The sequence below is a fragment of the Ruegeria sp. D7 genome, from assembly GCF_056534355.1.
The window spans coordinates 176,997-189,155 of record NZ_JBQFPG010000004.1 but is presented as its reverse complement, the minus strand read 5'-3'; the positions used below and the strand labels follow the sequence as shown (position 1 = coordinate 189,155).

Annotated in this window: 12 protein-coding genes and 2 tRNA genes; 9 read left to right on the top strand and 5 right to left on the bottom strand. The window is 55.8% G+C overall.

What is annotated here, in order from left to right; genetic code table 11:
• Positions 1-93 precede the first annotated feature (93 nt).
• The 3 genes from ACRZ9U_RS07985 to ACRZ9U_RS07975 all read left to right on the top strand — a co-directional run bounded on the left by ACRZ9U_RS07985 (position 94) and on the right by ACRZ9U_RS07975 (position 1,271).
• Positions 94-168, top strand: a tRNA-Glu gene (locus ACRZ9U_RS07985).
• Positions 169-190: 22 nt separating this feature from the next.
• Positions 191-265, top strand: a tRNA-Glu gene (locus ACRZ9U_RS07980).
• A 214-nt stretch (positions 266-479) separates the two neighbouring features.
• A complete protein-coding gene (locus ACRZ9U_RS07975; RefSeq protein WP_170403384.1) occupies positions 480-1,271 on the top strand; it encodes an inositol monophosphatase family protein in 792 nt (263 codons plus the stop codon).
• A gap of 4 nt (positions 1,272-1,275) precedes the next feature.
• Here the strand turns inward: ACRZ9U_RS07975 and ACRZ9U_RS07970 are convergent, their stop codons facing one another.
• From ACRZ9U_RS07970 to ACRZ9U_RS07950, 5 genes are read right to left on the bottom strand one after another with little or no spacing between them, the layout of a single operon-like run.
• Positions 1,276-1,842 (bottom strand): histidine phosphatase family protein, encoded by a 567-nt coding sequence (locus ACRZ9U_RS07970; RefSeq protein ID WP_170403387.1) that lies wholly within the window; start codon positions 1,840-1,842, stop codon positions 1,276-1,278.
• Positions 1,843-2,904, bottom strand: coding sequence for an ABC transporter ATP-binding protein (locus ACRZ9U_RS07965; protein ID WP_170403390.1), 1,062 nt, complete (start codon positions 2,902-2,904; stop codon positions 1,843-1,845).
• Between the two features lie 11 nt (positions 2,905-2,915).
• Positions 2,916-5,129, bottom strand: coding sequence for an ABC transporter permease (locus ACRZ9U_RS07960; RefSeq protein WP_170403394.1), 2,214 nt, complete (start codon positions 5,127-5,129; stop codon positions 2,916-2,918).
• On the bottom strand, positions 5,130-6,155 hold the full coding sequence (locus tag ACRZ9U_RS07955) for an ABC transporter substrate-binding protein (RefSeq protein ID WP_170403396.1): 1,026 nt from the start codon (positions 6,153-6,155) through the stop codon (positions 5,130-5,132).
• Positions 6,156-6,214: 59 nt separating this feature from the next.
• Positions 6,215-6,679: an NUDIX hydrolase gene (locus tag ACRZ9U_RS07950; protein ID WP_170396245.1), complete on the bottom strand. Its 465-nt coding sequence runs from the start codon at positions 6,677-6,679 to the stop codon at positions 6,215-6,217.
• Between the two features lie 224 nt (positions 6,680-6,903).
• Here ACRZ9U_RS07950 and ACRZ9U_RS07945 point away from each other — a divergent pair, with 224 nt between their 5' ends.
• From ACRZ9U_RS07945 to ACRZ9U_RS07920, 6 genes are read left to right on the top strand one after another with little or no spacing between them, the layout of a single operon-like run.
• Positions 6,904-7,758 (top strand): DeoR/GlpR family DNA-binding transcription regulator, encoded by an 855-nt coding sequence (locus ACRZ9U_RS07945; RefSeq protein WP_170403399.1) that lies wholly within the window; start codon positions 6,904-6,906, stop codon positions 7,756-7,758.
• A gap of 13 nt (positions 7,759-7,771) precedes the next feature.
• The gene (phnD, locus tag ACRZ9U_RS07940; RefSeq protein WP_170396240.1) at positions 7,772-8,746 is read left to right on the top strand and encodes a phosphate/phosphite/phosphonate ABC transporter substrate-binding protein; all 975 of its coding nucleotides are present in this window, start codon (positions 7,772-7,774) and stop codon (positions 8,744-8,746) included.
• A 58-nt stretch (positions 8,747-8,804) separates the two neighbouring features.
• A complete protein-coding gene (phnC, locus tag ACRZ9U_RS07935; RefSeq protein ID WP_170403402.1) occupies positions 8,805-9,599 on the top strand; it encodes a phosphonate ABC transporter ATP-binding protein in 795 nt (264 codons plus the stop codon).
• Entirely contained in the window at positions 9,596-10,411 is an 816-nt protein-coding gene (gene phnE / locus ACRZ9U_RS07930) for a phosphonate ABC transporter, permease protein PhnE (protein WP_170403405.1), read from the top strand. Before phnC ends, phnE (ACRZ9U_RS07930) begins: the two co-directional genes overlap by 4 nt.
• Complete coding sequence (gene phnE, locus ACRZ9U_RS07925; protein WP_170396234.1) at positions 10,411-11,226, top strand: phosphonate ABC transporter, permease protein PhnE; 816 nt, start codon at positions 10,411-10,413, stop codon at positions 11,224-11,226. The genes phnE (ACRZ9U_RS07930) and phnE (ACRZ9U_RS07925) overlap by 1 nt, the downstream gene beginning before the upstream one ends.
• A complete protein-coding gene (locus ACRZ9U_RS07920) occupies positions 11,190-12,128 on the top strand; it encodes an HAD-IIA family hydrolase (RefSeq protein WP_170403409.1) in 939 nt (312 codons plus the stop codon). The genes phnE (ACRZ9U_RS07925) and ACRZ9U_RS07920 overlap by 37 nt, the downstream gene beginning before the upstream one ends.
• The last annotated feature ends 31 nt before the right edge of the window (positions 12,129-12,159 follow it).

Here is a 12,159-nt window from a genome sequence, read left to right as displayed (position 1 = left end):
GCTCAGGAACGGCCAAAAAAGTTTCACAGCCTTGCGTTTTTCGTCTTGCGGGGGGGGAAGGTAAACCGTAAAAGGCCCTCCACAAGCCAGCGTGGCCCGTTCGTCTATCGGTTAGGACGCCAGGTTTTCAACCTGGAAAGAGGGGTTCGATTCCCCTACGGGCTACCACTTGTGCTTGTCTGGTCTAAATGGCCCGTTCGTCTATCGGTTAGGACGCCAGGTTTTCAACCTGGAAAGAGGGGTTCGATTCCCCTACGGGCTACCATTTTCTTCAATGCTAAAATCGTTCCCGGCGACGTATTCTTACAGCATCGTGTTTAGCACGAAATCTGCGCGCCCCGTTTTGAAGACGCGAAATGCGGTTGAAGGCACGCCTGTCAATGGCTGCCCCGGACCGAGTTCACCAGCATTTGGTATTTGCCATTCCATCACCAAGCCTGCACAGTTTTGGCCAACAACAGATATGATTTGGATTCCCAATGGATTACCTCAAAGAACGCAAAGACTTCGCGATCGCGATCTGCAAGGAAGCTGGCACAATCGCCTTCAGAAATTTCTCCGACCGGGGCGGTTTGATCGTCGATCAAAAAGGCGCACAGGATTGGGTCAGCGAGGCAGACCGGAATGTCGAAACCTTCATCCGCCAGAGGATCGCCGAGGCTTGGCCCAACGATGGCATATTTGGCGAAGAGCATGGTGAAACACAAGGTTCAAGCGGATTTGACTGGGTGATCGATCCAATCGATGGCACCACGAATTTCGTCAATGGCATTCCGGCCTGGACCATCGTTCTGGCGGGCGTCGCTGAGGAAAATACCGAGATCGGTGTAATCCATGACCCAAATATCAATGAGACCTTCGTAGCCTCGCGCGGAGGCGGGGCAACACTGAATGATGCGCCAATGAGGGTCGCTTCGGGTGTTGCGCTGCATCAAGGAACGGTGGCAGTGGGTTATTCGAACCGGGTGGATAACCGTAACATTGTTCCAATCGTCGCGAACCTGATCGAGCGTGGGGCCATGTTTCACAGAAACGCCAGTGGCGCGCTGTCACTGGCCTATGTCGCAGCGGGCCGGCTGCTTGGCTATGTCGAAGAACATATGAACGCCTGGGATTGTCTGGCTGGTCAATTGATGATTGCGGAAGCAGGCGGCGTGGTCGAAGATCAGGACGCAGGCGCAATGATCCGCAACGGCGGTCGGGTGATCGCTGGTACTCCGGATGTGTTTGATACTTTGCGTGAAATCTCTGAGAACGCATGGCAGGCCTGACAATCTAGTCGATTGAGCGCCATCCGCTCAGCGGTTTGAGGTCCGTTAGATCGGCTTGCCAATAATGGCCTTGCCCGGGCTGATCATACCTCCGATCAATGGGGTGGCCCGACAAGGAGCACCACAGAAGGGTCCCGACGGCCCCATGGGTAACGATGGCGAGGTCACTGCCATCATGCGTTTCGATAATTGAAGTTACTGCTTGGTTTATCCGCCGCTGGGCGGCAACGGCAGTTTCCCAGCCGCGAAAACTGGTGTTGGGGTGGGCAAAAAATGCGTCAGCGGCAGCTTCGAACCGGTCACGCGGCAGAAAACCGGTGGCGCTTCGATCATTCTCGCCAAGTGCGGCATCTTGTTTTGTCGGCAGGTTTCGTGGCGCGGCAAGGATGTCGGCAGTCTCGCGGGCCTTTTGCTCGGTGCTAGCCCATAGGTGAGTGACATGTGCAAAAATCTCGCTGGCTGCAAAGGCCGCAGCCCGATGGCGACCTATCGCGCTAAGCCCCCAGTCCTGAATAGGGATGTTCGGGTCGATGATGACCTCAGGGTGCGTGATGATCAGAAGATTGGGCATCTATTCGGGCAAAAGGACCGGACCTTTCTCGGCGAAGGCCATCCGTACTTCTGTACCCGGCTCAAGCGGAGCATCGACATCGTCATGAACCGCAAAGACCTGCCCGAACGCTCCGGTCAGAGTGTACTCCATGCGGACGCCCACATAGGTGGCCTTTGAGACGGTCGCCGCAACCCCCTGCGCGGCACCGATCACAAGCCGGGAGGGTCGGATGGCAACGGTCGCAGACCCTTTAGGCAAGCCGCGGGAAGGCAAGGTATGGCGATAGCCTTCGATCTCAATGGTGGCCATGTCGCCGTCGACAGAGATGATCTGGCAAGCCAACAGGTTGGCCTCGCCAATAAAATCCGCAACGAAGCGATCGTTCGGTGCATCATAAAGCTGACGTGGCGTGCCAATCTGGGCGATCGCGGCATTCCGCATCACGACGATTTCGTCCGATACTGCCAGAGCCTCTTCCTGATCGTGTGTCACGTAGACGACGGTCAGGCCAAGGTCTTGCTGAATGGCCCGAATGTCCTCGCGCACCTGACGGCGCAACTTCGCATCAAGGTTGGATAGCGGTTCATCGAACAGCAACACCTGCGGTTCCAACACCAAGGCCCGCGCTACAGCGACGCGCTGCTGCTGTCCGCCAGACAGTTCTGACGGCAGACGGCTGTCAAAACCCTTCAGGCCAACCAGCTCTAAACCGTCCAGCGCACGGCGGCGGGCCTCGTGTTTGGCAAAGCCCGAGAACGTGAGGCCATACATCACGTTCTCAAGTACGCTCATATGGGGAAACAATGCGTAGGACTGGAACACCATCGACACGTCCCGGTCCGTTGCGGGCAGTTTGGTCACGTCCCGGTCACCAATCATGATCCTGCCCGAGGTTGCCATCTCAAGCCCTGCGATCATCCTTAGTGTCGTTGTCTTGCCGCAGCCTGACGGGCCCAGCAGCGTGACCAGCTTTCCGGCTTCGACATGCAGGTTGATGTTGTCGACGGCAACGACGTCCTTGCCGAACATCTTGGTGACGGACTCGAACCGAACCGGCGCGGCTTTGGACTGCAGGCTCATGTCAAACTCTCCTAAACATTGGTCCGCGACTGCGTCATTCGCCGCCCGATCTTGGTTCGACCCACGATCAGCTGCATCAGGGCAACCACTGACAGCATCACAAAGATCAGAGTGGTGGAATAGGCGATGGCGAGACCATAGTCGTTATTCTCGACCCGCCCGATGATATAGCTGGTCGCCATGTCATATTCCGCGCTGACCAGAAAGATCACCGCCGAAATCGCAGTCATGGCCCGCACGAAACTATAGACAAGCGCCGCCAGAATTGCCGGGCGCAACAGGGGCAGGATGATCCGGCGGAATGTCTGCCAGGAATTAGCGCCCAGTGTCAGCGAGGACTCGTCCAGGCTGCGATCCAGTTGAGACATGCTGGCGATACCGGCTCGGACACCGACCGGCATGTTGCGGAAGATGAAGCTGACAACAAGGATGACACCCGTGCCCGTGATCTCGATCGGCGGTACGTTGAAGGCGAGAATGTAGCTGACGCCAATCACGGTGCCGGGGATGGCAAAGGATAGCATGGTGCCGAACTCAAAGGCGTCTTTGCCCGCAAAGCTTTGGCGGGTCAGAAGATAAGCCGTCACCAAGCCCACGGCGGCGGTCAGCGGTGCGGCGATTGCGGCGATGGTAATCGTCGTCCAGAAACTATCCCACGCAGCGCCCGTCCAGCGAATGCCTTCAGCTTCAAAGCGAACCGAAAAGGCGGTGACGTAGTGCTTGAACGTAAGGGAATTATTGACTCCCCACAGCTCGACCACGCTGCCGTAAACGATCATGGCATAAACGACGATGGTAAATACGGCCCAGCCAAGGGCAACCGTCAGCACCGGGATGGAAAGGCCGGTTGGCATCAATGGATGTACGCCAGCGTCACCTTTGCCCGTGACTGTGGTGTAGCTTTTCTTACCCAGCCAGGCACGCTGCGCGTAAAAGGCAGAAAGCGTGAAGAACAACAACACCATGGCCAGAACCGCAGCGCGGCCTTGATCGTATTGCGCGCCCACAATCGCAAAGAAAATCTCGGTCGACAACACATCGAAATTGCCGCCCAGAACCAGTGGGTTGCCGAAATCGGCCATGCTTTCGATGAAGCCTAGAAGGAAGGCATTGGCAAGGCCCGGGCGCATCAGCGGCAGGGACACAGTTTTGAACGTCTGCCATCTATTCGCGCGCAATGTCTGGGCTGCTTCTTCCATCGAAGGAGACACCCCTTCAACGACGCCAATCAGCACAAGGAAGGCGATGGGTGTAAATGCCAAAGTCTGAGCAATCAGAACACCCGGCATGCCATACAGCCAGCGCGTGGGTTGTGTGCCGAATAGCTCAGCAAAGAACTGCGTGACCGAGCCCGAAAGGCCAAACAGCAAGATCAGCGCCAGGCCGATGACAAAGGGTGGCGTGATGATCGGCAGAACCGTCAGAGCGCGCAATGCGCGCTTGTAGCGAAAGCCCGAGCGGGTCACGACAAGCGCAAAGCACAGGCCAAGCGCCGTGGTGATGAAGCCAACCAAAATTGCAAGAAATAGTGAGTTCCATGCTGCCCCGCATCGCGCACCCCAGAAGCATCCCAGCCCCCAAAGCCGGTCGTCAAAGAACTTCGAGAAGAACACCGCGATGGAGTACGCGCCCTCTTCCGTCACAAAGGCAGCGAACAGCATCTTGGCGATGGGAAAGAACACAAACGCTGTAACGATGGTGATTACACCACCGATGGCGCTGACGACGAAGACGTCTCCGTTAATCGCCCCGCGCGCAGCAATACCTTGGGTCAGTAGGAACAGAAAACTCGACGCGCAGATCATCGCGCCATAGCCCATGCCGAATTGCCGATCCCCGAGTTCTCCGAATACGGACTCCAGCCAATCGAAATTGTAGCCTCGGATTCCGATGCTGAATCCTTGTGCGATCAGCCAGCCGAACCCAAGTGTTCCCGACAGGATCAGAATACGCGCATAGAGCGGATCTGATTTGGCGCGTCTCAACACCAGAAGTGGCAGCAGGAGCGCAATAAGAAGCGGCGCAAGCCAAAGCTTTTCGCCCTGCCCGATCAGAAAGGCAGCAGGGGCATAGTCTTCTTCGAACGGGTAGCCATCCAGAAGCCACTCGAACGACCAAAGGCCGCCATCGACCATATACCAGGGCAGCAGGCAGAATCCGACCCACCCGGCGATGACCCAGAAGATCAGAACCGGATGGGTCGTTTTTGTCGTGTCGTCAGTCATTTACTGCGGCAGCACCGAAACCTCTTCGTCCCATTTCTGCAATAGGCGCTTCCGCTCATCCGACGAGCCGTATTTCTTGAAATCATAGTCGATCAGCTTGATCTGGCTCATGTCCGGAGCGCTTTCGGACGTTTCAGCACCCTTGTTCGACGGCACCTGAAATGCATTGACCTGAAGGGCAAGGTTTTGTGCCTCGGGCGATAACGCCCAGTCATAAAACTTCTTGGCCTCTTCTTCGTTGCGTGCGCCTTCGATGATCGACATCGAACCGATCTCGTACCCTGTTCCCTCACATGGCGCGACGACCTTGATGGGGAAACCCGAAACAGCTTGTTTTACCGCGTCATGCATAAACACAATCCCGATCGTGTTCTCGCCTCGACCAGCAGCCTTGATCGGAGCCGAGCCCGACTTGGTGTATTGGTTGATGTTCGAATGCAGCCCCTTCATGAACTCAAATCCTTCGTCCTCGCCGAAGATTTGCACCATCGAGGCCAGAGTCGTGTAGGCCGTACCTGATGAGTTCGGGTTCGCCATCTGAACGTGGCCCTTGTACTCGGGCTTCAGAAGGTCCTTCCAGCACGCAGGTTCAGGCAGGTTGTTCGCGGCGACAAGATCGGCATTGTAGCCATAGCCTAGCGCACCGGAATAGATGCCGATGGTCCGGTTACCGGCACTTTCAGCCTGAGAAATCGCCCAATCATGAAGCTGATCGCGCATCGGCGACATGTATTCCATCGTCAGGCCCTCTTCTGCGGCCTGTAGATGTGGATCACCGGTACCACCCCACCAGACATCACCCTTGGGGTTGGAGCTTTCTGCACGGATCTGAGCAAATGTCTCACCTGAGGATTTACGGGTCATGTTGACGTCGATGCCGGTCGCGTCCTCAAAACTGCGCGCCATAAGCTGGCACCAATCCTCTTGCGCAGAACAATAAAGTGTCAACTTGTCAGCCTGTGCCGCTGACATCGATGCGGCAAGGGCAATAAGCGATCCCAACGTTGTGGATGTAAATTTCTTCATTGATTTCTCTCCCTTTAAGTTCACTGCGTCCGGATTTCCCGGCTCTTATATGCCCTTCCTCATGCGGCCTTTCGCAATTTCTCGATAACAGCCAACGTCTCTTGATTATCTGACAGGCTCTTTAATAAACGCGCCAGTTCTTTCTCTTCGACAAGCTTTGCGGCCTTGGCAGGTGAGAACCAGTGGCGCTTGCGTTCGTCGCGTTCCTTCCAACGGCGTTTGAGCCGTTCCACAATCAACGGATAAAGCGTTACGCGGCAAGGCACGCTGCTTTTACCCTCGTATCGCTTGTCATAGTGAAAGCACCCGATCGATTTCTTGGAGATAAAGCCAACCGCTCCGGCCTCTTCCAAAGCTTCGATTTCAGCGGCATGCCAAGGCTTCTTACCATCCATCATCCAACCTTTGGGGATGACCCACCGCCCCCGGTCACGCGAAGTGACCATGAGAACCCGCAGCTTGTCGGATTTGTCCCATCGCACCGGAAGCGCACCGATCTGATCTGTGAATTCGGTCTTGCTCATGCGCGCGCTCTTGGCTCTGGCACTACACAAAGGGCAATGGCAACACATAAGTGCTGTTGAACAAGGTGGCTACATCCAGAACGCCGGTGCACTTCGATTGCTACGCCTCGAAATAGAAACAGTTCTTTGAAGTCTCACAATGAATCGTGGGCTTTGCAACAGAAATTGTTGCAAAACGACTGAAACGCCACAAAAGTGAGATTGAAACCGAGTCGGATTGCCAGATGCCCAAAGCGGAAACGCGCGATAAGAAAACCAACAAGGGCCAGAGTCGGTTCAAGAAATCCGACCGCCGCCGTGAGATATTGTTGGAGTTGAAGCTTCGCCCGCACGTCCGGATCAGCGAATTGGCGCAGCGTTTCAATGTTTCGGCGGAAACGGTGCGCAGGGATTTTGATGCCCTAGCTGATGATGGGCTGATCTCGCGGGCGCATGGCGGTGCCTCTGCCCCGATACAAGGACGTTATCCAAGTCTGGATGAGCGCACCCACGCCCGCCTTGATGAGCGTGAAAAGATCGGCAAATGCGCAGCTGACCTGATTCAGGAAGGCGAGACGGTGATGATCGATTCCGGCTCAACCACCATCGAGATGGCCCGTATGTTGGCGTATCGGGGCATTCACTGCACGGCAATTACGAATTCGATACCGGTGGCCATGACCCTTGGTCACGCACCCGTTGAAGTCATTCTATGCCCAGGCGAATATCTGACCGCCGAGTCCGCCACGATCGGGACAGATACACTGGATTTTCTGTCTCGTTTCAACGTCGATCGCTGCATGATTGGCGCGTCCGGCCTGTCAGAAGAAGGGCCGTCAGAGACCGTGCGCGGTTTCGCAACCGTCAAACGGATGATGCTGGCACGCGCCGCGACGCGACATCTTCTGATTGGGTCCGAGAAATTCGACCGCAAAGGTTTGACCCGTGTGGGCGACCTTGACGGGCTGAATTCAATCGTAACTGATACCAAACCAACAGGGGATTTGCTTGGTGCGATCAACGACGCCGGGGTGAAGATTCTTGTCGCTGAGCAGTCCTTACAAAGAACGACAAACCGTGGACAGAAAAGCCACGCATGACTGGGAGGAAGAAATGAAATTTGATATCAAACTACTGATCGGAGCTTCCGCAATCGCGCTCTTGTCACTGTCGGGCACGGCTTCGGCGCAAGACTGCCCGCGCGGTGATCTGGATGCGCGGTTCTGCGATGCCGATGGCGATCTGATCGCGGATATCCCCGCTGATCCTGCCGATCAGATTGATCCTGATACTCTGATCTTTGCCTACACCCCGGTTGAAGACCCTGCCGTATACAAAACTGCTTGGTCGGACTTTCTTGATCATCTGAAAGCGGAAACTGGCAAAGACGTTGTTTTCTTTCCAGTTCAGAACAACGCGGCCCAGATTGAGGCCATGCGTTCGGGGCGTCTGCATATTGCGGGCTTCAATACCGGTTCAAACCCGTTGGCCGTGAACTGTGCTGGTTTCCGACCCTTCACGATCATGGCGTCGAAAGACGGAAACTTCGGATACGAGATGGAGATCATCACCTATCCCGGTTCAGGCATCGAAAAGGTTGAGGATATCAAGGGCAAGCAATTGGCCTTTACTTCTCCTACTTCGAACTCGGGCTTCAAAGCGCCGTCAGCGATCCTGAAAAGCGACTTTGATCTGCTACCCGAACGCGATTTTGAGCCGGTTTATTCGGGCAAGCACGACAACTCGATCTTGGGTGTCGCCAATAAGGACTATCTGGCTGCCTCGATCGCTAATTCGGTCAAATCGCGGATGATCTCGCGCGATGTGATCAACGAAGACGACGTAATCACGATCTACAAGTCGCAGACCTTCCCGACGACAGGCTTTGGAACCGTGTACAACCTGACGCCGGAGCTACAGGAGAAAATCCGCAATGCCTTCTTCAGCTTCGACTGGGAGGGAACGACGCTTGAGGCTGAGTTCTCGAAATCGAATGAAGGTCAGTTCCTTGAGATGACCTATCAGGAGTTCTGGGACGTCATCCGCAAGATCGACGCGGCCAACGGCGTTTCCTACGCCTGCCAGTAGTCGATACTACATCCAACGGGCCCTGCGGGGCCCGTTACCACCCGAACCGGGGGCATAAATGCTGCGGCTTCAAAAGCTTACAAAAACTTATAAAACCGGCGATCAGGCCCTGAAGGCGATCGATCTAGATGTGCCAAAGGGCCAGGTTCTGGCGCTGATCGGGCCTTCTGGTGCTGGCAAATCCACCATGATCCGCTGCATTAACCGTTTGGTTGAACCCACAAGTGGCGAGGTTCTGCTGGACGACGTGGACCTGGTCAAACTCGGCTCGGGCGCGCTGCGGAAAGCACGTCGTGAAATGGGGATGATCTTTCAGGAATACGCACTGGTTGAACGCCTGACCGTCATGGAAAATGTACTGTCGGGACGGCTGGGATATGTTGGGTTTTGGCGGAGCTTCCTGCGACGTTACCCCCAGTCTGACGTGGATGAAGCATTTCGCCTGCTGGATCGCGTGGGTCTGTTGCATATGGCCGACAAACGAGCGGACGAACTGTCAGGTGGTCAGCGTCAGCGGGTTGGAATATGCCGGGCGCTAATCCAAAATCCCAAGCTTCTGCTGGTCGATGAACCGACCGCCTCACTGGACCCAAAAACCAGCCGTCAGATCATGCGCTTGATTACCGAGCTGTGTCAGGAACGCGGATTAGCCGCGATAATCAACATTCATGACGTGGCCCTTGCGCAAATGTTCGTACCGCGCGTCGTTGGCCTACGCTTTGGTGAAATCGTATTTGACGGCCTCCCCTCTGGGCTTACGCCTGACAAGTTGACCGAAATCTATGGCGAAGAAGACTGGGAAGCGACCATAGAGAAAGTTGAAGACGACGAAGAGATCGAGGCCGCGGAATGAGCCATCCCGAACTTGATGACCTGCTGGGCAAAGGCTGGCGGAAACCGGCCTTCGTCAAAAACGCCTTACTGCGCTGGACCTTGATCGTTGGATTCGTCGCCTATCTGATTGCGGCATTTATGACCATCGAGGTGGATTGGGGCCGGGTTTATGAAGGCTTGGATCGCGGTTGGGCTTTTGTCCTTGCTTTCACAAGCCCGGATTTCATATCGCGCTGGAGCGATATCTGGAGCGGTCTTCTTGAGAGCATCGTGATGACGGTTGCAGCGTCGGTGGTGGGCATCCTGATATCGATCCCGATCGGACTGGGCGCTGCACGCAATATTGCGCCTCTCCCGGTCTATGTGATCTGCCGAGGCATTGTTGCGATCAGCCGCGCCCTGCAAGAGATCATCGTCGCCATTCTTCTGGTTGCCATCTTTGGGTTCGGACCTTTGGCCGGCTTCCTGACACTGTCCTTCGCCACTATCGGTTTCCTGTCCAAGCTCTTGGCTGAAGACATCGAGGCCATGGACAAAGTGCAGGCCGAGGCGATCAAAGCCTCGGGCGCGCGATGGATGCAATGGATCAACTACGGCGTGCAGCCACAGGTCATGCCGCGACTGGTCGGGCTGTCGATGTACAGGATCGATATCAACTTTCGCGAAAGTGCAATTCTTGGGCTTGTGGGGGCCGGTGGCATTGGGGCAACGCTGAATACGGCGTTTGACCGTTATGAGTATGACACTGCGGCAGCCATTCTGATCCTGATCATCGGGATCGTCATGGCGCTCGAATACCTCTCGGGTATCATCCGCGCGAGGGTCCAGTAATGCCAGTGCTTGAACATGAAGGTACGCAAATCTGGCGCAGACGCACGACCGGTCAAAGCCTTGTGCGTTGGTTTTGCTGGCTGTTGGGTGTGGCGGTCTTTGTCTACTGCTGGCAGATCATCTCGGCCTCGACGACATGGTTCTTTGTGTGGGACGCACCCCGGATCGCGAACGATATCTGGACCCGCGCGACACCACCAAAGTGGGACTACATCACGCAGTTAGGCCGCCCGATCTGGGACACGCTGAACATCGCCACACTTGGTACGATCATTGCGCTGTTCCTTGCTGTACCGGTCGCCTTTCTGGCCGCCCGCAACACCACGCCGTCGGCCGTGTTCATCCGCCCCATCGCGTTACTGATCATCGTCTCAACCCGCTCGATCAACTCGCTAATCTGGGCGCTTTTGTTAATCGCAATCATTGGACCCGGAGTATTCGCAGGTGTTATCGCCATAGCCATTCGTTCGATCGGCTTCTGCGCCAAGCTTCTCTATGAAGCCATCGAGGAAATTGATCACACCCAAGTCGAAGCCATCACCGCCACCGGCGCATCCCGCTGGCAAGTCATGGCCTATGGAATCGTCCCGCAAATATTGCCCGCCTTTGCCGGGATCGCCGTATTCCGCTGGGACATCAATATTCGCGAGTCTACGGTTCTTGGCCTTGTGGGCGCAGGCGGCATCGGGCTGCAATTGTCGGCGTCGCTGAACGTTCTGGCATGGCCGCAGGTCAGCCTTATCCTGATCGTCATTCTGATTGCCGTCATGATCAGCGAATGGGTGTCTGCCAAAGTACGAGGGGCAATTATTTGAGCCGCTTCACGACCCAAGAGGCTTTCGACGCCTACGAGGCCGTTCGGCATCGGCTTCCGGCTGCTGAACCAGCTATTCAATCCTATCAGCATGCGAACACTTTGATGGATATTGCTGAAGGCTTCGATGTATTCCTTCTGGATGCGTTCGGTGTCCTCAATATCGGCGAGACTGCGATTCCCGGTACAGCCGCACGGATTGATCAGCTCAAAGCCATGGGTAAACGTGTTCTGGTCGTCTCGAATGCAGCTGGTCACCCTCATGCGGCGCTGGTCGAGAAATACGCCCGGCTGGGATATGATTTTGCGCCAGAGGATATCATCACAAGCCGCGCAACACTGCTGGCTGAGCTAGGCGGTCAACGCGCGCTGCATTGGGGTTTGATGGCAACACCCAGCACCGGCCTTCGCGATCTGGAAGATTTGAACCTGACTTATCTCGATGACGATCCCGAGCCCTATGACTCGGTTGAGGGGTTTCTGATGATCGGCTCAGCCGTCTGGACCGAGGCACGTCAAGTCCATCTGGAAGCAGCCCTGCTAAAACGCCCGCGTCCTGTATTGGTTGGAAATCCGGACATAGTCGCACCACGCGAGCACGGATTTTCAAACGAACCCGGTCTGTTCGCGCACCGTCTTGCCGATCGAACCGGCGTTGTACCCGAATTCTTCGGCAAACCATTTGAGAATATTTTTGACTTGGCTTTCAAGCGACTTGGCCGGGTCGATAAAACTCGCGTGCTTATGGTTGGTGACAGCTTGCATACCGACATATTGGGGGCCCATGCTGCCGGAATCACCTCAGCCCTGATTTCGGGGTACGGTTTTTTCGCAGGGCATGACGTCGATGACGCAATCACACAGGCGCAGATCATGCCGGATTTCGTTGTGAACCGACCATAATCTGATCACGCCTGCTTAGTTCCGCTTCAAA